This is a genomic window from Paraburkholderia hiiakae (genome assembly GCF_904848665.1).
Taxonomy (GTDB): domain Bacteria; phylum Pseudomonadota; class Gammaproteobacteria; order Burkholderiales; family Burkholderiaceae; genus Paraburkholderia; species Paraburkholderia hiiakae.
Genome location: NZ_CAJHCQ010000023.1, coordinates 91,078 through 110,872, shown reverse-complemented (window position 1 = coordinate 110,872; position 19,795 = coordinate 91,078). Strand labels below are relative to the sequence as shown.

19 protein-coding genes are annotated in these 19,795 nt (G+C 65.0%); 12 read left to right on the top strand and 7 right to left on the bottom strand.

The window, feature by feature from the left end; all coding sequences use genetic code 11:
* Positions 1–7 precede the first annotated feature (7 nt).
* Together ettA and JMY28_RS32310 are read left to right on the top strand one after the other, a co-directional pair.
* Complete coding sequence (gene ettA / locus JMY28_RS32315; RefSeq protein ID WP_201699948.1) at positions 8–1,672, top strand: energy-dependent translational throttle protein EttA; 1,665 nt, start codon at positions 8–10, stop codon at positions 1,670–1,672.
* Positions 1,673–1,829: 157 nt separating this feature from the next.
* Positions 1,830–2,987, top strand: a complete 1,158-nt coding sequence (locus tag JMY28_RS32310) for a DUF748 domain-containing protein (protein ID WP_201699947.1) — start codon at positions 1,830–1,832, stop codon at positions 2,985–2,987.
* A 26-nt stretch (positions 2,988–3,013) separates the two neighbouring features.
* Here JMY28_RS32310 and JMY28_RS32305 read toward each other — a convergent pair whose 3' ends face one another.
* From JMY28_RS32305 to JMY28_RS32295, 3 genes are all read right to left on the bottom strand, one after another.
* Positions 3,014–3,637, bottom strand: a complete 624-nt coding sequence (locus JMY28_RS32305; protein WP_201699946.1) for an HAD family hydrolase — start codon at positions 3,635–3,637, stop codon at positions 3,014–3,016.
* Positions 3,638–3,691: 54 nt separating this feature from the next.
* Entirely contained in the window at positions 3,692–5,506 is a 1,815-nt protein-coding gene (locus tag JMY28_RS32300; RefSeq protein WP_201699945.1) for an aminopeptidase P family protein, read from the bottom strand.
* A 79-nt stretch (positions 5,507–5,585) separates the two neighbouring features.
* The gene (locus JMY28_RS32295) at positions 5,586–5,843 is read right to left on the bottom strand and encodes a hypothetical protein (protein WP_201699944.1); all 258 of its coding nucleotides are present in this window, start codon (positions 5,841–5,843) and stop codon (positions 5,586–5,588) included.
* Between the two features lie 195 nt (positions 5,844–6,038).
* On the opposite strand from JMY28_RS32295, the gene JMY28_RS32290 reads away from it, so the two are divergent.
* From JMY28_RS32290 to JMY28_RS32260, 7 genes are all read left to right on the top strand, one after another.
* The gene (locus JMY28_RS32290; RefSeq protein ID WP_201699972.1) at positions 6,039–6,785 is read left to right on the top strand and encodes a response regulator transcription factor; all 747 of its coding nucleotides are present in this window, start codon (positions 6,039–6,041) and stop codon (positions 6,783–6,785) included.
* 27 nt (positions 6,786–6,812) lie between these two features.
* Positions 6,813–8,192 (top strand): glutamyl-tRNA reductase, encoded by a 1,380-nt coding sequence (gene hemA, locus JMY28_RS32285; protein ID WP_201699943.1) that lies wholly within the window; start codon positions 6,813–6,815, stop codon positions 8,190–8,192.
* Positions 8,193–8,297: 105 nt separating this feature from the next.
* The gene (gene prfA / locus JMY28_RS32280) at positions 8,298–9,380 is read left to right on the top strand and encodes a peptide chain release factor 1 (RefSeq protein WP_201699942.1); all 1,083 of its coding nucleotides are present in this window, start codon (positions 8,298–8,300) and stop codon (positions 9,378–9,380) included.
* A 13-nt stretch (positions 9,381–9,393) separates the two neighbouring features.
* Positions 9,394–10,260, top strand: coding sequence for a peptide chain release factor N(5)-glutamine methyltransferase (gene prmC / locus JMY28_RS32275; protein ID WP_201699941.1), 867 nt, complete (start codon positions 9,394–9,396; stop codon positions 10,258–10,260).
* A gap of 87 nt (positions 10,261–10,347) precedes the next feature.
* On the top strand, positions 10,348–10,659 hold the full coding sequence (gene grxD, locus JMY28_RS32270) for a Grx4 family monothiol glutaredoxin (RefSeq protein WP_028208749.1): 312 nt from the start codon (positions 10,348–10,350) through the stop codon (positions 10,657–10,659).
* 135 nt (positions 10,660–10,794) lie between these two features.
* Positions 10,795–11,418 carry a UbiX family flavin prenyltransferase gene (locus tag JMY28_RS32265; protein ID WP_328809774.1) on the top strand — a complete coding sequence of 208 codons (624 nt, stop codon included), beginning with the start codon at positions 10,795–10,797 and terminating at the stop codon, positions 11,416–11,418.
* A gap of 150 nt (positions 11,419–11,568) precedes the next feature.
* Entirely contained in the window at positions 11,569–12,363 is a 795-nt protein-coding gene (locus JMY28_RS32260) for a DODA-type extradiol aromatic ring-opening family dioxygenase (RefSeq protein ID WP_201699940.1), read from the top strand.
* A 108-nt stretch (positions 12,364–12,471) separates the two neighbouring features.
* Here the strand turns inward: JMY28_RS32260 and JMY28_RS32255 are convergent, their stop codons facing one another.
* Positions 12,472–14,067 carry an APC family permease gene (locus JMY28_RS32255; protein WP_201699939.1) on the bottom strand — a complete coding sequence of 532 codons (1,596 nt, stop codon included), beginning with the start codon at positions 14,065–14,067 and terminating at the stop codon, positions 12,472–12,474.
* Positions 14,068–14,500: 433 nt separating this feature from the next.
* Between JMY28_RS32255 and JMY28_RS32250 the strand changes: the two genes are divergently transcribed.
* Complete coding sequence (locus tag JMY28_RS32250; RefSeq protein ID WP_027797379.1) at positions 14,501–14,704, top strand: cold-shock protein; 204 nt, start codon at positions 14,501–14,503, stop codon at positions 14,702–14,704.
* 170 nt (positions 14,705–14,874) lie between these two features.
* Here the strand turns inward: JMY28_RS32250 and JMY28_RS32245 are convergent, their stop codons facing one another.
* The 3 genes from JMY28_RS32245 to JMY28_RS32235 form a co-directional block, all read right to left on the bottom strand.
* On the bottom strand, positions 14,875–16,134 hold the full coding sequence (locus JMY28_RS32245) for an Hsp70 family protein (protein ID WP_201699938.1): 1,260 nt from the start codon (positions 16,132–16,134) through the stop codon (positions 14,875–14,877).
* 197 nt (positions 16,135–16,331) lie between these two features.
* Positions 16,332–16,934: a nitroreductase family protein gene (locus tag JMY28_RS32240; protein ID WP_201699937.1), complete on the bottom strand. Its 603-nt coding sequence runs from the start codon at positions 16,932–16,934 to the stop codon at positions 16,332–16,334.
* 164 nt (positions 16,935–17,098) lie between these two features.
* A complete protein-coding gene (locus tag JMY28_RS32235; protein WP_201699936.1) occupies positions 17,099–18,382 on the bottom strand; it encodes an MFS transporter in 1,284 nt (427 codons plus the stop codon).
* Positions 18,383–18,556: 174 nt separating this feature from the next.
* Here JMY28_RS32235 and JMY28_RS32230 point away from each other — a divergent pair, with 174 nt between their 5' ends.
* Together JMY28_RS32230 and JMY28_RS32225 are read left to right on the top strand one after the other, a co-directional pair.
* Positions 18,557–19,198 (top strand): TetR/AcrR family transcriptional regulator, encoded by a 642-nt coding sequence (locus JMY28_RS32230; protein WP_201699935.1) that lies wholly within the window; start codon positions 18,557–18,559, stop codon positions 19,196–19,198.
* Between the two features lie 19 nt (positions 19,199–19,217).
* Positions 19,218–19,787, top strand: coding sequence for a DUF1415 domain-containing protein (locus JMY28_RS32225; RefSeq protein WP_201699934.1), 570 nt, complete (start codon positions 19,218–19,220; stop codon positions 19,785–19,787).
* Positions 19,788–19,795 lie beyond the last annotated feature (8 nt).

Here is a 19,795-nt window from a genome sequence, read left to right as displayed (position 1 = left end):
CACTCTCATGGCCCAATACGTCTTCACCATGAACCGGGTCGGCAAGATCGTGCCGCCCAAGCGCCAGATCCTGAAAGACATCTCGCTGTCGTTCTTTCCCGGCGCGAAGATCGGCCTGCTCGGCCTGAACGGCTCGGGCAAGTCCACGCTCATCAAGATCATGGCCGGCGTCGACAAGGACATCGAAGGCGAAGCCACGCCGATGCCTAACCTCAACATCGGCTACCTGCCACAGGAACCGCAGCTCGACCCCGAAAAGACCGTGCGCGAAGCCGTCGAAGAGGGTCTCGGCGACGTGTTCGGCGCGCAGAAGAAGCTCGACGAAATCTACGCCGCCTACGCGGAACCGGATGCCGACTTCGACGCACTCGCCGCCGAGCAAGCGAAGTACGAGGCGATCCTCGCGACGACCGACGGCAGCGCGGAACAGCAGATCGAAATCGCTGCAGACGCACTGCGCCTGCCGGCTTGGGACGCGAAGATCGGCAATCTGTCGGGCGGTGAAAAGCGCCGCGTGGCGCTGTGCAAACTGCTGCTCGAAAAGCCCGACATGCTGCTGCTCGACGAGCCGACCAACCACCTGGACGCCGAATCGGTCGAGTGGCTCGAGCAGTTCCTCACGCGCTTCCCGGGCACCGTGGTCGCCGTGACCCACGACCGCTACTTCCTCGACAACGCAGCCGAGTGGATACTCGAACTCGACCGCGGCCACGGCATTCCCTGGAAGGGCAACTACTCCAGCTGGCTCGACCAGAAGGAAGAGCGCCTGAAGCAGGAAGAAGCGACGGAATCCGCTCGCCAGAAGGCGATCAAGAAGGAACTGGAGTGGGTGCGCCAGAACCCGAAGGGCCGTCAGGCGAAGTCGAAGGCGCGTATCGCCCGCTTCGAGGAGCTGTCGAGCTCGGATTACCAGAAGCGCAACGAAACGCAGGAAATCTTCATTCCGGCGGGCGAGCGTCTGGGCAACGAAGTCATCGAGTTCAAGAACGTCAGCAAGTCGTACGGCGACCGTCTGCTCATCGACGATCTCAGTTTCAAGATTCCCGCGGGCGCGATCGTCGGCATTATCGGGCCGAACGGCGCAGGTAAGTCGACCCTCTTCCGCATGCTCACGGGCAAGGAACAGCCGGATTCGGGCGAGATCGTGCAAGGCCCGACGGTCAAACTCGCTTATGTGGACCAGAGCCGCGACGCGCTCGCGTCCGACAAGACCGTGTTCGAAGAGATCTCGGGCGGCGCGGACGTGCTGACCGTGGGCAAGTACGAAACGCCTTCGCGCGCGTACATCGGCCGCTTCAACTTCAAGGGCGGCGATCAGCAGAAGATCGTCGGCAACCTGTCGGGCGGTGAGCGTGGCCGTCTGCATCTGGCCAAGACGCTCATTTCGGGCGGCAACGTCCTGCTGCTCGACGAACCGTCGAACGACCTCGACGTCGAAACGCTGCGCGCGCTCGAAGACGCCCTGCTCGAATTTGCGGGCTCGGTCATGGTGATTTCGCACGATCGCTGGTTCCTCGACCGTATCGCCACGCACATCCTCGCGTTCGAAGGCGACTCGCAGGTCACGTTCTTCGACGGCAACTATCAGGAATACGAGGCCGACAAGATCAAGCGTCTTGGCGAAGAAGCCGCGCGTCCGAAGCGTCTGCGCTACAAGCCGATCAGCCGCTAATCAGGCGAGATCGATAGCAAACAACGGCGGCCCGCGGGCCGCCGTTGTCTTTATGGAGCCACGCGCGGCATGGCGGTTGCTCGAAAGCCGCTACGCTTGGGGTCACCTTGTGTCACTTCGGGCTTGAACTCCGGCCATCCCCCGAAAGGAATTCCGTATGGCGATGCCGCTGCGCAACCGTGTTCTCCTCATCGTGGCGATCGTCGTCGCGGTGCTCGTGCTCGCGGCGCTCGGCACGCTCTACGCGCTGCAGCGGGAGGCCAAGGCGTACGTGGAGGGCGCGCTCGCGCCAGTCGGCACAGCCGCGAGCGTGAACGTGGCGTTCAATCTCTCGTCAGTCGAACTCACCGACGTGCGCCTCAAGCCCCCGCCCAACTGGCCCACCGCCGACACCCTGCGCGCCGCGCGCATCACGATCACGCCCGACTTGCGTGCGCTAATTTCGCACCGCGTGCATATTCGCGACGTCACCGTGAGCGACTTCACGATGACGGTGCTGCGCCGGGAAAGCGGCTCGATCCAGATCCTGCCGAATCTGCGCGCAGAGATGACACGAAGCGCCGCGCCCGCGAGCGGTGCGCAGGGAGGAAGCAGCCTGCCTCAGGAAAAGGTCATCGACCATATCGGCTTCGAGAACGGCACATTCGACTTCTACGACCGCTCGGTGAGCAATCCGCCGTGGCGTGTCACGGTGAACCGCGCGCAGGCGAGCGTCGACAATGTCCACCTGCCCGCACTGACGGAGCCTACGCGCGTTTCGGTCACGGGCAATGTTGTCGGCCCGGAGCACACAGGGCGCATGACGTTCAACGGCTGGATGCAGATCGCGAGCCAGGACTCGCAACTCCACACGACGCTGCGCGGCGTGGATGTGCGGACGATCGATCCCTATCTGCTGAAAAAGGCCGGTGCGAAGGCCAATGTGACGGGCGGCACGCTCGACCTCGATCTCACCTCGACCGTGCGCGGCTATCACCTGCACGCGCCGGGCACGGTCACGCTGCACAACCTGCAACTTTCGCAAGGCGGCAACGCCGTGGACACCTTCCTGTCGATTCCGACGCGAGCCGCCGTGGCGGCCTTGAAGGCGCACAAGGGTGAGATCACGCTGCATTTCGTGCTCGAGGGCAACCTGCGTGATCCGAAATTCAAGCTCGACGAAAACCTGATGACGGAACTGCGCGCAGGCTTCGCGCAGGCGCTCGGCGTGAGCGCGGAAGGTGTGGCGAAGGGCGCCGGGCAAACCGCAAAAAGTATCGCCGACGCGCTGCGCAGTCTGCTGCAGCCGGTGCCGCCGGCGCCGGCATCGAAATAGCGCGCGGGGCGCGGACTTTGGCCTGGTTAGACCGGCAGGCCGAGTTCGCGCAGTTTCGCGTCGGTGGCCGCGTTGCTCGTGTGGTGCACGCCGTGCCAGCCGAGCGCCGTGGCGGCTTGCGCGTTGTGCGCGTTGTCGTCGATGAAAACGAGTTCCTCGGGCTTCACGCCCGGCAACTGCGCTTCGATGCGGCGGAACATCTCGTGGAAGATCGCCGGATCGGGCTTCACGAGCTTCACGCGGCCCGAAACGACGATGTCGCGGCAGCGCCGCAGGATGCCGAAGCGCTCCCACGCCCACGGAAACGTCTCGTCCGACCAGTTCGTGAGACCGAAGATCGGCATGCCCGCCGCCTCCAGACGCTCGAAGGTGGCGACGCCGCCCTCGAGCAGCCCGCCGATCATCTCGTGCCAGCGCTCGTAGAACGCACGGATAAGCGCCTCGTGCTCGGGAAACTGCGCGATCAGTTCCTCGGTGCCCGCTGCGATAGGCTCGCCGCCGTCCTGGCGGATCACCCAGTCCATCTTGCAGACATGTGTGAGAAACCAGCGCCGCTCGTCGTCGTTGGGAATGAGCTTGCGATAGAGATGCTCGGGACTCCAGTCCACGAGCACCCCGCCGAAATCGAACACCACTGCCTTGATCGCCATGCGCGTTTCGCTCCGCTTGTTCGCTATCTGATCGCTATCTGGATACCGGGGACCTCAGATCGGCTGCGTGCGCTTTTCGAGCCACGCGAGCGCATCGCCGCTCACGTGCAGCGCCACGCGCACGCGCACCGTCTGGTGATACGCATTGAGCCATTCGCGCTCGTCCGCGCGCAAAAGCGCCAGATCAATGCAGCGCGTGTCGATCGGGCAGAGCGTGAGCGTCTCGAAGTCGAGGAAGTCGCCGAATTCGGTCGTTTCGGCGCGCTGGTTCAGCACGAGATTCTCGATGCGAACGCCCCACTTGCCCGGCCGGTAGATGCCCGGCTCGACCGAGGTGATCATGCCCTCTTCCATCGCGGTCCAGGGCTCGGCCGGCGCGTAATGCGAGATGACCTGCGGACCTTCGTGCACGTTCAGGAAGTAGCCCACGCCGTGGCCGGTGCCGTGGCCGTAGTCCGCGCCCGCTTCCCAGATCGGCGCGCGCGCGATGGCGTCGAGCATCGGCGAGCGGATGCCGCGCGGGAACTTCGCGCGCGAGAGCGCCATCATGCCCTTGAGCACGAGCGTGAAGTCGCGCTTTTGCTCCGTGCTCGGCGTGCCCACGGGCACGACGCGCGTGATGTCCGTGGTGCCGTCGAGGTACTGTCCGCCCGAGTCGATGAGCAAGAGGCCATTGCCTTCGATCACGCTGTGCGATTCGGGCGTGGCGCGGTAGTGCGGCATCGCGCCGTTCGCGTTGAAGCCCGCGATGGTCGCGAACGAGAGCGACTTGAAGCCCGCACGGCGCGCACGCGCGGCGGAAAGCTTTTCGTCGATGGTCAGCTCGGTGATGGTCTCGCGGCCAAGCGCCGCCTCGAACCACGCGAAGAATTCGGCGAGCGCCGCACCGTCCTGCTCCATGGTCGCGCGGACGTGATCGGCTTCGGCGGCCGTCTTGCGCGACTTGAAGAACGTGCTCGGATTGACCGACTCCACGAGCTTCACCGCCGACGACACCGCCTGCAGCAAGCCATACGTCACGCGGCGCGGATCGACGAGCAGCGCGGCCTTCGCGGGCAGCGCCGCGAGCGCGGCGGCGGCCTCGGCATAGGGCGCGACGCGCACCTTGTCTTTCGCGAGCGACTGCACGAGCGCCTCGCTCACCTTGCCGTCGGCGACGAAAAGCGTCGCGTCGTCCGGCCCGATCAGCGCGTGGGCGACGAACACCGGGTTGTAGTTGACGTCCGCACCGCGCAGGTTGAAGAGCCAGGCGAGGTCGTCGAGCGTGGAGACGAAGTGCCACTGCGCGCCCTTCTCCTGCATCGCGCGGCGCACCTGGTCGAGCTTGCCGGCGCGGCTCGTATCGGCGTGCGGTGCGACGTGCTCGTACACGGGTTCGAGCGGCAAGGACGGGCGGCCCTGCCAGACATCGTCGAGCAGATCGAGGTCGGTGCGCAGCGCGACGTCGCGCGCCTTGAGCGCATCGGCCAGCGCGCGCGCCGAGGCCACGCCGAGCACCGCGCCGTCCACGGCCACCGCGCCGCCCGCGCTCACGTTCTGCGCGAGCCAGTCGATGTGCGGCGCGCTCTGCTGGCCGCCCATCATCTTCATGAGCTGGATGCCGGTGCCGGCCAGTTGCTGCTCGGCCTGCACCCAGTAGCGGCTGTCGACCCACACGCCCGCGAAATCCTTCGTCACAACGAGCGTGCCCACCGAGCCGGTGAAGCCCGAGAGCCACTCGCGCCCTTGCCAGCGGCGCGGCAGGTATTCGGACAGATGCGGATCGGCGGACGGCACGAGGGCAGCATCCACGCCGGCGCGCGCCATCGCGGCGCGCAGGGCGGCAATGCGTTCGGGAATCGAGGAGGTTTCGGGGAGTCGGGCGTTCATGTTTTCACCTGCGAAGAATTCGATGCGGAAGATCTGGGTACGGCCAAAGGCGGCGGCTGGACAGACCGGCTGCGTGCGGCTAGCTCCACCGGGCGCGCAGCGCCACGCACACACCCACGAAAACGAGCGCGAGCGCCGTGCAAAGCGGCCACTGGAGCAACTCGCCATCGTAGAAAAGACCGATCGCACTGCCGGCCGCGTTCGCGAGCGCCGCTCCGAGCACGCCGGCCACGACCGCCAGCGCGAGTGAGTGACGCGCGGCACGGCGCAAGGGATGGAGCCACCATCCCGCACATCCCACCACCAGACCAAGAATGACAATACCGGGCCAGCCCATCAGAGACTTGTCCTATAGGTTTTCGGATAAGTCTGATAGGACTGGCGAAGCACGGGGGCTAGCATTTGTAACTTGGTTAGTCTCTTTTAAAACTGGAAAACGGTCGGCTCGGCGCTTCCCGCGTAGCGGTTGAGTGTAGGGGGCAGGATGGCGCAAGGCAAGCGCATCCGGGCCGCTCCAGCCGCACTCTCTCGTATGCGAATCGCCCTTGTCGAACCCGACGCCCGTCAGGCCGAAACCCTTGTGCGCCTGCTCATTGCGGGTGGGCACGCATGCCAGCACTTCCCGCTCGGCGCACAGCTCTTCGAAACCCTTGAAGACGAAACCTTCGACCTTTTGATCGCGGCATGGTGGTGCGGCGACGTTGGGGCCGACGACGTCATCCCCCAGGTGCGCAAGCTGCTCCCGGGTCTGCCCGCCATCGCGCTGATGCTCGCGCCCCATGAAAGCGAGATCGTCGCGAGCCTGCAGGCCGGTGCGGACGACTGCATCGCCAAACCCGTGCGCGGCCCCGAAATGCTCGCACGCATCGACGCGCTCCTGCGCCGCGCCGGTGTGCGCCGGCCGCGCAACCGCGCCCGTCACGGTTTTGGGGACTACCTCTTCGATTCCGGGCGCTACGAAGTGTCGTTTCGGGGTCAAACCGTCACGCTCACACCCAAGGAATACCGCTTCGCGCTGCTGCTCTTCACCAACGCATCGCGCCCCGTTTCGCGAGCACGCATCCTCGAAACCGTTTGGAATCTGAACCGCGACGTTCGGTCGCGCACGCTCGACACTCACGCCTCCCGGCTGCGCAGCAAATTGCAGCTCGGGCCCGAGCACGGCTGGCGTTTGACAACGTTGTATGGCTTTGGCTACCAGCTCGAAAGACTCCCCATATCACCTACCGGAATGTCGGACTCTGTCGACGCGAATGTCGGAAGCGAGGAAAAGTTATAATATCCGCCTAAATCTCGCCCCCATGGTATGCAGCTTCTAACGATCGGAATCAATCACCACACCGCGCCCGTCGCCTTGCGCGAACGCGTGGCGTTTCCGCTCGAACAGATCAAGCCCGCGCTCGCCCTGTTCAAGGAAGCGTGGTCCGGCAAGCGTTCGCTGAGCGCGCCGGAAGCAGCCATTCTCTCCACCTGTAACCGCACCGAGCTCTACTGCGCGACCGACGCGCAAAGCTCGCGCGACGCCGCCGTGAGCTGGCTTTCGCATTACCACGGCATCCGCGAAGAGGAACTTGCACCGCACGTCTACACGCTGCCGCAGTCCGAAGCGGTGCGTCATGCGTTCCGGGTGGCTTCGGGGCTCGATTCGATGGTGCTGGGCGAGACGCAAATCGTCGGCCAGATGAAGACCGCGGTTCGCACCGCGACCGAAGCCGGGGCGCTCGGCACCTATTTGAACCAGTTGTTCCAGCGCACCTTCGCCGTGGCGAAGGAAGTGCGCAGCTCGACCGAGATCGGCGCGCAATCGGTCTCCATGGCCGCCGCTGCCGTGCGCCTCGCACAGCGCATCTTCGACAAGATCGCCAACCAGCGCGTGCTCTTCATCGGCGCGGGCGAGATGATCGAACTGTGCGCCGCGCACTTCGCCGCGCAGCAGCCGCGCGAACTTGTCGTCGCAAACCGCACCGCCGAGCGCGGGCGCTATGTTGCCGAACGTTTCGGCGGGCGCGCCATTCCGCTCTCCGACCTGCCTACCCGCATGCACGAATTCGACATCATCGTCTCGTGCACGGCGTCCACGCTGCCCATCATTGGACTCGGCGCGGTGGAGCGCGCGGTGAAAGCGCGTCGGCACCGCCCCATTTTCATGGTCGACCTCGCGGTGCCCCGCGACATCGAGCCCGAAGTCGCCCAGCTCGAAGACGTGTTCCTCTATACCGTCGACGATCTCGGCGCGATCGTGCGTGAAGGCAACGCCTCTCGCCAGGCCGCCGTCGCGCAGGCCGAGACGATCATCGAGTCGCGCGTGGCGAACTTCATGCAGTGGCTCGACTCGCGCAGCATCGTGCCGGTCATCCGCCACATGCACACTCAGGCCGACGCGCTGCGTCGCGCCGAGCTCGACCGCGCCCGCAAGTTGCTCGCGCGCGGCGACGACCCGTCCGCCGTGCTCGAAGCGCTGTCGCAGTCGCTCACCAACAAGCTGATCCACGGTCCGACGCATGCGCTCAACACGTCGAGCGGCGATCAGCGCGACTCGCTCATCGAACTGATGGGCGGCTTTTACCGCCACGGCCAGCCGGCCAGGGCAGACGACGCCGCGCCGCCAGCGGCGGGTGTCACGGCCTCGCCGCGTTCCGCCGGCTCGTCCGATTCGTCCGATTCGTCCGGTAGTTCGGACCGTTAGCGACGTTCGCGGTCGGGCGCGCGCCATGCGTGCCGTGCACAACCGGGCCGCGCGCCCGCCTCTTCTCTCTCGCAGTCCTATCCGGAGTCCGCTCCGCACCGCCCGATGAAAACGAGCATGCAATCGAAGCTCGACCAGCTGACTACGCGCCTGGCCGAGCTAAACGACCTGTTGAGCCGTCCCGATGTGACCTCGAACCGCGAGCAGTACCGCAAGCTCACGCGCGAGCATTCGGAACTGGGGCCGGTCGTCGAGCACTATGGCCAGTGGCGTCAAGCCAAAGACGACGAGGCAGCGGCGAAAGACCTGCTCTCCGACGCCTCGATGCGCGACTTCGCCGAAGAAGAGGTGAAAGCCGCGCGCGAGCGCATGGCGCAGCTCCAGCAGGAATTGCAGATGATGCTGCTGCCGAAAGACCCGAACGACGACCGCAACGTGTTCCTCGAAATCCGCGCGGGTACGGGCGGCGACGAGTCGGCCCTGTTCGCGGGCGACCTGCTGCGCATGTATCTGCGCTACGCGGAGCGCAGCCGCTGGCAGATCGAAATGATGTCGGCGAGCGAGTCGGATCTGGGCGGCTATAAGGAAGTGATCGTGCGCATTGCGGGCGAGGCGGCGTACTCGAAGCTCAAGTTCGAGTCGGGCGGCCACCGCGTGCAGCGCGTGCCCGCCACCGAAACGCAGGGTCGCATCCACACGTCGGCCTGCACGGTCGCGGTGATGCCGGAAGCCGACGAGATCGGCGAAGTCGAGATCAATCCCGCCGACCTGCGCATCGACACGTTCCGGGCCTCCGGCGCGGGCGGTCAGCACATCAACAAGACCGATTCGGCCGTGCGCGTGACGCACCTTCCGACCGGCATCGTGGTGGAGTGCCAGGACGACCGCTCACAGCACAAGAACAAGGACCGCGCGCTCAAGGTACTGGCCGCGCGCATCAAGGACAAGCAGTACCAGGAGCAGCACGCGAAGGAAGCGGCCACACGCAAGAGCCTCGTGGGTTCGGGCGATCGCTCGGAGCGCATCCGCACCTACAACTTTCCGCAGGGGCGGCTCACCGATCACCGCATCAATCTCACGCTCTATCGCCTCGAAGCAATCATGGACGGCGACCTCGACGAACTGATCGGCGCGCTCGTTTCCGAGCATCAGGCCGAGCAGCTTGCGTCGCTGGGCGACGCGGATTGAGCGCGTATTGGACATGAGCGAAGCCTTTACCGCTGACGCGCTGCTGCGCGCCTCGCCGCTGCCCGCGCTCGAAGCGCGCATTCTGCTGATGCACGTACTTGGCTGGCGCCGCACCGAACTCATCACGCGCGGCGACGAGACGCTCGACGCGGCCCGCGTGGACGCCTACCGCTCCCTCGAAGCGCGCCGAGTGCGAGGCGAGCCGATCGCGCAGCTCGTGGGTGCACGCGAGTTCTACGGCCTCGACTTCGACGTGACGCCCGACGTGCTGATTCCGCGTCCCGATACCGAGCTGCTCGTGGAAACCGCGCTCGCGGCGCTCGAAGGCATCGCACAGCCGCGCGTCCTCGATCTCGGCACCGGCAGCGGTGCGATTGCGGTGGCGCTCGCCTCGGCACGGCCCGATGCGCGCGTTTGGGCCGTCGATCGCTCGGCGGCCGCGCTCGAAGTGGCTTCACGCAACGCCGCAAAGCTGCTCGACATGCGGCGCCCCGGCGGCCCGCTCGCGTTCGTCGCGGGCAGCTGGTACGACACGCTCGAACCGGCACTGCGCTTCGAGGCGATTGTGAGCAATCCGCCCTACATCGCGAGCGCAGACCCGCATCTGGAACAAGGCGACCTGCGCTTCGAGCCGCGCGGCGCGCTCACCGACGAAGCCGACGGCCTCACCGCTCTGCGCGCGATCGTCGCGGGCGCACCGGCGCGGCTCGCGCCGGAAGGCGTGCTCTGGATGGAGCACGGCTACGACCAGGCAGCCGCTGTTCGAGCGTTGCTGGAAAGCGCCGGTTTCACGGACGTGCGCTCCGAGCGCGATCTGGCCGGCATCGAACGCATCAGCGGGGGCCGCCTGGCGCCGCAGGCCGACCAGGAACGCTCCTAGTAGCGCCGGGCCCGCGCGAGCGAAATCCGCTATCATTTCATCCTGCATTCCAACGTATTCAGCATCAATTCAATCGCAAGGTCAGTCATGGACACCCAACAACGCATCAAGCAGATCGTCGACGAAAACGCCGTCGTCCTCTTCATGAAGGGCAACGCGCAGTTCCCGATGTGCGGCTTCTCCGGTCGCGCGGTGCAGATCCTGAAAGCCTGCGGCGTCGATCAGTTCAAGACCGTCAACGTGCTCGAAGACGACGCGGTCCGCCAGGGCATCAAGGAATTCTCGAACTGGCCGACCATTCCGCAGCTCTACGTGAAGGGCGAGTTCGTCGGCGGCTCGGACATCATGATGGAGATGTACCAGAACGGCGAGCTGCAGCAGCTTTTCGCCGCGGCGTAATTGCCGGCCACGGGGCGGCATCGGGCGCACCGCGTTGCGTCTGCGCCGTCCCGAGCGCGCGGCACGCTACGCCGGCGCTTATCATGAGGCGCTGCGCGCCTCGCCTTCGCTTCGACTCCCGCCTGCCCGCCTGACGTGAATACCGCCTCCCCAGCTTCGTCCGCTATCGCACAACTGCCGCAACGCCGGCTGATCATCGCGATCACGGGTGCCACGGGCGCGATCTACGGCGTGCGCATGCTCGACATGCTGCGGCGGCTGGGCGGCGTCGAAACGCACTTGCTCGTTTCCGCCGCGGGCTGGCTCAACATCCAGCACGAGTTGCAGCTCACCAAGGACGATCTGCACGCGCGAGCCGATGTCGTGCATTCCGTGCGCGACGTCGGCGCGACCATCGCTTCGGGCTCGTTCGCGACCGACGGCATGATCGTCGCGCCCTGCTCGATGAAGACGCTCGCGAGCGTCGCTCACGGTCTCTCCGACAATCTGATCGCGCGCGCCGCCGACGTCACGCTCAAGGAACGCCGCCGTCTCGTGCTGCTCGTGCGTGAAACACCGTTCAACCTCGCGCACCTGCGCAACATGACGGCCGTGACCGAAATGGGCGGCGTGATCTTCCCGCCGTTGCCGGCCTTCTACAATCAGCCGGCTTCGATCGACGAGATGGTCGATCACACGGTCGCGCGCGTGCTCGACCTGTTCGCGCTCGGGCCCGCTCTCTCGCCCGCCTGGCCGGGGCTGCGCGGCGGCGACGAGTAAGCGCTCATCGCATCTACCTGCGCCACGTCGATTATCAATGCTGGCGACACAATCAATTCCCTTTCGCCACGTTTAATTCGCGACGGTTGGGTCTTATATTGATCGCAATACGATACTTTCGGACCGCCCCGGCGCGGCCAGCCCAGGATCATGACCACCCGCACGCCTACCCTTTTCCTCTCGCACGGCGCGCCTACGCTGCCGATCGATCCATCGCTGCCTTCTGGCGGCTTTACCGTGCTCTCGGAGCATTTGCCGCGTCCGCAGTCGGTGCTCATGCTCTCCGCACATTGGGGCACGATGCGCCCCGCGGTGAGCACCGCCAAGCAGCCTGAAACGATCCACGACTTTTACGGCTTTCCGCGCGCGCTCTACGAAATCCAGTACCCCGCGCCGGGTGCGCCTGAGATGGCGCAGCGCGCAGCGGCGCTGCTGCGCGAGCAAGGCGTTCCCGTCGATGAGGAAGCACATGGCCTCGACCATGGCGCGTGGGTGCCCATGCTGCTGATGTTCCCGGACGCCGACGTGCCCGTCGCCCAGCTCTCGGTGCAGCCGCGCGCCAACGCCGCGCATCACTTCGCGCTGGGACGCGCGCTGCGCTCGCTGCGCGACGAAGGCGTGATGGTGATCGGCTCGGGCCAGATCACGCATAACCTGCGCGAGGCGGACTTCTCGGCGCGCCCGGAAGACGCCGATCCGCGCGTAGCCGAGTTCACGGAGTGGTTCGAGAATCACCTCGCCGCGCGCGACATCGACGCATTGCTCGACTACCGCCAGCGTGCACCGCACGCCGCGCTCATGCACCCGACCGACGAGCACCTGCTGCCCGTCTTCGCAGCGCTCGGCGCAGCCGACGACGACTACACGCTCGGTGTGCAGTCGCTTGGCACCTACCAGCGCGCGCTCGCGATGACGAACTACGTGTTCGGCAGTGCGGTGCAATAACGCCCCTGCGAGCCGCCATACTGGCTCCGCGTTTGCTCAAAAGGCAAAAAAGCCCGCCTGAATCGCTTCAGGCGGGCTTTTTGTATTGCGCGACGCTTGGTTTGAGACTTAGTGCGCGCCGATGCCTTCGAGGACTTCGTCGTGCTCCTGGCGTTCCGCGAGGTACGGCGAGCGGTAGCCCGAATTCACGCCCCAGTAATAGAACACGAGCGCGATCAGCGCGACGATCAGCATGTCCCAGCCGTAGGGAAGTAGACCACTGCCGCCGAACTCCTTGCTGCCCATCAGCGAGAGAAGCGCCATGATCGGCAGGTATGCGCACAGCCACCATGCGGCCTTCAGGTCCTGGCCCCAGCCGTCGAAGCCCTGCTTGCGCTGGAAGTAGAAGTACACCGGCAGCGCGACGACCATCAGCAGAATGATTTCGCCGGTCAGCGGCCACTTCGCCCAGTACAGGATCATCGACGCGCAGACGAATGCGAACGGCGCGATCACTTTCATGAACGGCACGCTCAGCGGGCGCTCGATGTCCGAGGCGGCGCGCTTGAGGGCCATCAGGCTGATCGGGCCGGTCAGGTACGAAATCACCGTCGCCACCGAGATCACCGCCGCGAGCGAGCTCCAGCCGCGGAAGAAGAACATGAAGATGAACGAGACGAGCAGGTTGAACCACATCGCGTTACGCGGCACGCCGTAGAACGGGTGCACGTTGCCGAACATCTTCGGCATCGTGTTGTTGCGCTCCATCGCGTAGATCATGCGCGAGGTCGTCGCCATGTAGGTCGTACCGGTGCCGCTCGGGCTCACGAATGCGTCGACGTAGAGCAGGATCGCGAGCCAGTTCAGGTTCAGCGCGATCGCGAGTTCCGCGAACGGCGACTTGAAGTTGAAGGTGTTCCAGCCCTTCGCGACGTCAGCCGGATTGACCGCGCCGATATAGGCGATCTGCAGCAGCACATAGATCACGAGCGCGCAGAGAATCGAGCCAATGACCGCGAACGGCACGCTCTTGGCCGGATTGCGCGCTTCGCCCGCCAGGTTGATCGGGCTCTGGAAGCCGTTGAACGCGAACACGATGCCGCTGGTCGCAACCGCAGTGAATACCGCCGACCAGCCATACGGCGCGAACGTAGTCGTTTGGCCGAAATTCTCATGGTGGAAACTTCCCGCCATCAGCCCAATGATCGTCAAGCCCGGGATAATGAACTTGAAAATCGTGATCGCGCTGTTGGCACGCGCGAACAGCTTCACACCCCAATAGTTGAGCATGAAGTAGATAATCACGAGAATCGCCGAGAGCCCGAGCCCTGAGTGTGTCAATGACCCGTCGACAAAGAGCGCGTGCGCCCACCCATAGGGCCAGGTGCTCATGTACTGAATCGAGGCTTCGGCTTCGATCGGGATCACCGAGACAATGGCGATCCAGTTTGCCCACGCGCTGATGAAGCCCACCAGGGCGCCGTGCGAGTAGCGGGCGTAACGGACCATGCCGCCCGACTCCGGGAACATCGCACCGAGTTCGGCGTAGGTGAGCGCGATGGCCAGAATGACCACGGCACCGATGATCCAGGCGCAAACAGCCGCCGGACCTGCAATTTTCGCCGCCTTCCACGCGCCGAACAGCCAGCCCGAACCGATGATCGAGCCGAGGCCGGTAAACATCAGCGCGAACGGGCCGATGTTCCGTTGAATAGAACTTTTCACGTCTTCTCCTGTTTCAAGAGCAGCTCGACACCGCATTTATCCCGTCTGTTGTGTGGGCGGGTTTCCTGCGGTTGTCGTACCTCCACACAAAAGATTGCGCCTGTAGGCGCAACTTCCGCGCGGCGCGTAGTTTAACCGGTTGCACCACGGACGGGCGCCAAAAACGACCGCTTAATACAAAAAAGTCATTTGCTTATCAAGCTTTGTAAGGGTCAATTTCGACCCTGTAGCAAAAAAATACGAACTTTCCCGGGGCCCTAGTTGACCTTCCTGCCATTTAGCCGTATAAAGTTCGGGCAGGATTTCAAGCGGCGAGTGTGAATTGGTCTTTCGTAGTTCGCCCATCAACGGTACTCCGGCTGGTCCCATACCCCTTCCTTGATTTTCGTGCACCTCTCGGGCTTCGGCCTTCATTCATTTTTAGGAAAGTAATATGGAAACCGGTACCGTCAAGTGGTTCAATGACGCAAAGGGCTTTGGCTTCATCACTCCGGACGGTGGCGGCGAAGATCTGTTCGCGCACTTCTCGGAAATCAAGGTTGACGGCTTCAAGACGCTGCAAGAGAACCAAAAGGTTCAATTCGAAGTCCGCACGGGCCCGAAGGGCAAGCAAGCTGCCAACATCAAGCCGGTCTAAGTACTGCGCTCATTGGTCTGCTACGGCTTTTAGGATCTGAACGCCGCTTCTGCGGAGATCCTGACTAGCAAGCTTACCGAAAAACCCCACTCTTCTTCTCGAAGGTGGGGTTTTTTGTTGCCTGCGTTTTCCAGGACCGCTTTTCAACGGGGTTTGGGCGCCCCGAACGTTCACCCGAAAAGGCGCTGCGCGTGAATGCCAAGGCCCGTCGCCACGCTGGCAAGACGGTCGCCGAACACGGCTTGCGACTGCGGAAACGCCTCTGCCAGCGCCTGCGTCAGGAACAAGAGGCCGGTCGAGCCGCCCGTGAAGTAAAGCGCGCTCACCTGCCCTGGCGCGACGCCAGCCGCCTGCACCGTTTCACGCGCGGCCTGCACGATGCGCCGCGTCTCCTCGCGGCCCGCCTCGACGAGTTGCGCGTCGCCGAACGCGAGGCGCAGGTCCGTTTCGACCGCTTCGAGGTCGATCATCGTCTCCCCGCCCGCCGAAACACCGATCTTCGCCTCCTCGGCGCGCGCCGTGAGCGCGTGCCCCAGTCGCTCGTCGACCACACGCATCAGCCGGTCGTGATGGCGCGTCTCGGGGTACAGATGGCGCATGAGCTTCAGCTCGGTCGCGCGTTTGGGCGTGTAGATCGTGTTGATGAGGTGCCAGGTCGCCAGATCGAAATAGATGCGGTTCGGCACCTCGCGCCCTTCGGGGTCGAGCGACTGGTAGCCCAGTTCGCGCAGGATGGTCGCGAGTTCGACGCGGCGGTCGAAGTCGGTGCCCGCCACGTGCACGCCGTGATGCGCGAGTACATCGTCCTTGCGCTCGAGCCGCGTCATGCGATCCGGCCCCACACGCACGAGCGAGAAGTCCGACGTACCGCCGCCAATGTCGGCCACGAGCACGAGCCCCTCTTGCGCGAGGCGCGACTCGTAGTCGAACGCCGCCGCGATCGGCTCGAACTGGAACTCGATCTCGCGAAAGCCCACGCGGCGCGCCGCCGCTTCGAGCTGGTCCTGAGCGAGCTGGTCGGCGCGCGGGTCTTCGTCGACGAAGAAGACCGGGCGACCCAGCACAGCGCGCGTGATGGGCGCGCCCGAGCAACGCTCGGCGCTGCGCTTCAGGTGCTCCAGGAAGATTGTGATGATTTCGGTATAGGGAATCGCGCTGCCGTCGCCGAGGTCGGTCGTGCTCTCGGCAAGCGGAGAGCCGAGGATGCTCTTCATCGAGCGCATCAGCCGGCCGTCGAAGCCGTCAATATAGGACGCAAGCGCCGCACGCCCGAATTCGCGGGTGTGTTCATCGGCGTTGAAGAACACCGCCGTGGGCAAAGTGGTGTGTGCGCCTTCCACCGGCGCGAGGCGCATCGCGCCGTCGGCCGCTGCCGGGAGCGCCACCGCCGAATTGGAGGTTCCGAAGTCAATCGCGCAGAAGCTGGTCATGGCAAGAGCGCGCCGCAGCGAATGCGCGCGCAAGAGAGGAAAGGTCGGGGGGATCGGCTTTGTAGCACGAAAGCGCGGCGCTGAGCAACCGCAGGCCCATGATGCGGCCCCGCCAGAAAAAAACGCGCGGGCCGCGCCGCGCGTTTGCGCTCAGGAGAAAAGCCCGCAGCCCGCGTGGGCGCAAGGCTACCCGCGGCTCAGCCCTTGAACGGTTGCTTCCAGGCGTTCGCGTAGGCGATCTCGCCCACCACCGAACGCGTGCGCTCCGCCTTTTCGCGGTCGCGCAGCACCGGTTCCAGCTTCTCGGCTTCGCCGTAGTGGCCGATCGAGATGATCGACAACGGCTCCACGTCGTTCGGCAGCGCGAATTCCGTGCGGAATGCCTTCACGTCGAAACCGCTCATCTGGTGCGCGGCGAGACCCTGCGCATGCGCCTGGAGCACGAGCGCCATCGCCGCCGCGCCCGCATCGTATTGCGCAGTGCGATTCACTTCACCCTTCGCGTTGAGCGTATGCGCCGTCACAGCGATCAGCACCGGCGCGGGCGCGTTCCACTGCTGGTTGAATGGCACGAGCGTCGCGAACGCGCGCTTGAACGCGATTTCATCGGCGCTACGGTCGAAGACGATAAAGCGCCACGGCTGCAGGTTGTAGCCCGAGGGCGCCCAGCGCGCCGCCTCGATCACCGCGTGCAGCGCCTCGCGGCTCACCGGCTCGCTCGAATAGGCGCGCGGGCTCCAGCGGCCGGCGATGAGTTCGTGAATGGGCACGGCTGTCGGTGCGGGTTTGTGCTTCGTCATGCCTGGTGTGTCCTTGAGGTGGCGGGCGGCTTGCCCGGGGGTCACTAGAATAACCGCAGCGCGTGAAATACGCTCAAACGCAACGGGCGACGCTCATGCGTCGCCCGTCGGGATGCGCCGAAGTGCGAACCGGCGCGTTGAAGCCGAGGTGCGCGAGCGCTTCGTCAGGCCGTTTGCACGCCCACGGCCCGCGACCCGCGGTTGATGCGCAGTACGAGGAACGACGCCACGAGACACAGGCCGCCCGAAATCATCGACGCCACCGTGTAGGTGCCGAGGCTCGAGCGCAACAAGCCCGCGCCGAACGCCGCGAATGCCGCGCCAAGCTGATGCCCCGCCACGACCCAGCCGAACACGATCGGCGCGCGCTCCTTGCCGAAGACGTCGGTAGCGAGACGCACGGTCGGCGGCACCGTCGCGATCCAGTCGAGTCCGTAGAACACCGCGAAAATCGGCAGCCCGAAGAAGTCGATGCCAAACGCGTGCGGCAGATAGATCAACGAAAGTCCGCGCAGCCCGTAGTACCAGAACAGCAGCAAGCGGCTGTTGAAGCGGTCCGAGAGCCAGCCCGAGAGCGTCGTGCCAAACAGGTCGAAAATGCCCATCGTGGCGAGCAGCGAAGCGCCCTGCACTTCGGTCATGCCGTAGTCGCCGCACATGGCGATGAGGTGCGTGCCCACATAGCCGTTCGTGCTCGCGCCGCAAATGAAGAAGCTGAAGAAGAGCAGCCAGAAGTCGCGCGTGCGGCTCGCCGAGAAGAGCGCGTCGAACGCGATCTTCAGCGGATTTTGATGCGGCGCGGGCGGCGCGACGGGGGTGCTCTCATCCTCGCCGAACGGACGAAGATTCACGCTCGCGGGCCGCTCGGGCAGCAGGAACAGGACGAGCGGCAGCACCGCGGCGGCCGCCACCGCGACCACGAGCACCACCGACTGCCAGCCGTGCTTCTCCACGATCGCCGCGAGGAGCGGCAGGAACACGAGTTGGCCCGTGGCCGAACTCGCTGTGAGGATGCCCATGGCAAGCCCGCGGTGCGAGCTGAACCAGCGCGTGACGACTGTGGCCGAGAGCGAAAGCGCCGCTACGCCGGTGGCGCCACCTACCATCACGCCCCAGATCAGGATCATCTGCCACGGATGCGTCATCAGCGCGGAAAGCGCCACGCCCGCCGCCATCGTGCCGAGCGCCGCGAGCAGCGTGGGCCGCACGCCGAAGCGCTGCATGGCCGCCGCTGCAAACGGCCCCATCAGCCCATAGAGTGCGATGTTCACCGAGATGGCAAGCGAGATCGTCGCGCGGCTCCAGCCGAACTGATGCTCGAGCGGGATCATCATCACGCTGGGCGTCGCGCGCGTGCCGGCCGCCGCCAGCAGTACCAGAAATACGACTGCCACAACGAGCCATCCGTAGTGGAAACGCCCGACTATTCGCCTCGCTGCCCAGTTCATTGATGCTCCTGTCACGGCGCGTCCGGTTTCGACACGCCGATGTTTTCGTTGGTATGACCGCTAGCTGCGACGATTCGCGATCGCTCGATTGTTACCGATCGGTCACAAGTGTGTTGCGATAGTAGTTACCGCTCGGTAACATGTCAAGCAATCCCCTGATCGCGAGATGCGCTCATGAAACACGAAGGCCACGACGAAACGTCTACCACCTCTGCGCGCACGCCTCGCCCCCGCGCGCAGACGGCCGGGGCGCGCGCCCACGAGCACCTGCTGCGCGCCGCCGACGAGCTGTTCTACCGCGAGGGCGTGCGCGCGGTCGGCATCGAGGCCGTGGTCGAGCGTGCCGGCGTCAACAAGATGAGCCTGTACCGGCAGTTTTCGTCGAAGGACGAACTCGTCGTCGCCTACCTGCATCGCTGCGATGTGCGCTTTTTCGAGCGCTTCGACGAAAGTCTCGCGAAGCATCCGGGCGAGCCGGCAAAGCAGTTGGTGCAGTATTTCGAGGACCTCGCGCGCCGCGCCTCGGCGCCGGACTATCGCGGTTGCCCGTTCGTGAACGTCGCGACCGAATTTCCCGACGTCACGCATCCCGCGCGGCGCAGCGTCGAGCACAACAAGACGCGGCTCATGGCGCGACTCACCGCGCTCGCGCAGGAAGCAGGCGCCGACGATCCGGTCGCGCTTGCGGAGGAGCTCGCGCTGCTCGTCGAAGGCGTCTATGCCGCAAGCCAGACTTACGGCCCCGGCTGCGGCGCGATTCTTGCGGCGCCGCGCATGGCAAAGCTGTTGATCGGGGCGGCATGTCCCCGGCGCTAGCCGCCCGTAAAATGACACGATGAACGAAACCACTGCTCTGTCCCCCGACCACGCCGCCATTCTCGAAGCGACCCGCCACTGGCTCACGCGCGCCGTGATTGGCCTGAACCTCTGCCCGTTCGCGAAGAGCGTGCATGTGAAGAACCAGATTCGCTACGTGATCAGCGAGGCGACCGATCTGGCAGGTGTCCTCACCGATCTCGAGCGCGAATTGCAAACGCTCGCTCAAACAGACGCCGCGGAGATCGACACGACACTCCTGATCCTGCCCCACGCGCTCGCCGACTTTGCCGATTTCAACGACGCGACCTGGTTTGCCGAGCGTCTCGTGCAGCAGTTGCGGCTGGAAGGCACGCTGCAGGTCGCGAGCTTTCACCCGCAATTCCAGTTCGAGGGCACCGAGCCCGACGACATCGAGAACTACACGAACCGCGCGCCGTATCCAATCCTGCATCTGCTGCGGGAGGCGAGCATCGAGCGCGCAGTCGAGGCATTCCCCGACGCCGCCGACATCTACGAACGTAACCAGGAAACGCTGCGCAAGCTCGGCTTCGACGGTTGGCAAGACTGGATGAACAAGCGCGACTGACGCCGCGC

Bases quoted from the DNA above. Each gene is read 5' to 3' on its own strand.
- ettA (WP_201699948.1), top strand. From the start codon at position 8: ATGGCCCAATACGTCTTCACCATGAACCGGGTCGGCAAGATCGTGCCG.
- JMY28_RS32310 (WP_201699947.1), top strand. From the start codon at position 1,830: ATGGCGATGCCGCTGCGCAACCGTGTTCTCCTCATCGTGGCGATCGTC.
- JMY28_RS32305 (WP_201699946.1), bottom strand. From the start codon at position 3,637: ATGGCGATCAAGGCAGTGGTGTTCGATTTCGGCGGGGTGCTCGTGGAC.
- JMY28_RS32300 (WP_201699945.1), bottom strand. From the start codon at position 5,506: ATGAACGCCCGACTCCCCGAAACCTCCTCGATTCCCGAACGCATTGCC.
- JMY28_RS32295 (WP_201699944.1), bottom strand. From the start codon at position 5,843: ATGGGCTGGCCCGGTATTGTCATTCTTGGTCTGGTGGTGGGATGTGCG.
- JMY28_RS32290 (WP_201699972.1), top strand. From the start codon at position 6,039: ATGCGAATCGCCCTTGTCGAACCCGACGCCCGTCAGGCCGAAACCCTT.
- hemA (WP_201699943.1), top strand. From the start codon at position 6,813: ATGCAGCTTCTAACGATCGGAATCAATCACCACACCGCGCCCGTCGCC.
- prfA (WP_201699942.1), top strand. From the start codon at position 8,298: ATGAAAACGAGCATGCAATCGAAGCTCGACCAGCTGACTACGCGCCTG.
- prmC (WP_201699941.1), top strand. From the start codon at position 9,394: ATGAGCGAAGCCTTTACCGCTGACGCGCTGCTGCGCGCCTCGCCGCTG.
- grxD (WP_028208749.1), top strand. From the start codon at position 10,348: ATGGACACCCAACAACGCATCAAGCAGATCGTCGACGAAAACGCCGTC.
- JMY28_RS32260 (WP_201699940.1), top strand. From the start codon at position 11,569: ATGACCACCCGCACGCCTACCCTTTTCCTCTCGCACGGCGCGCCTACG.
- JMY28_RS32250 (WP_027797379.1), top strand. From the start codon at position 14,501: ATGGAAACCGGTACCGTCAAGTGGTTCAATGACGCAAAGGGCTTTGGC.
- JMY28_RS32245 (WP_201699938.1), bottom strand. From the start codon at position 16,134: ATGACCAGCTTCTGCGCGATTGACTTCGGAACCTCCAATTCGGCGGTG.
- JMY28_RS32240 (WP_201699937.1), bottom strand. From the start codon at position 16,934: ATGACGAAGCACAAACCCGCACCGACAGCCGTGCCCATTCACGAACTC.
- JMY28_RS32235 (WP_201699936.1), bottom strand. From the start codon at position 18,382: ATGAACTGGGCAGCGAGGCGAATAGTCGGGCGTTTCCACTACGGATGG.
- JMY28_RS32230 (WP_201699935.1), top strand. From the start codon at position 18,557: ATGAAACACGAAGGCCACGACGAAACGTCTACCACCTCTGCGCGCACG.
- JMY28_RS32225 (WP_201699934.1), top strand. From the start codon at position 19,218: ATGAACGAAACCACTGCTCTGTCCCCCGACCACGCCGCCATTCTCGAA.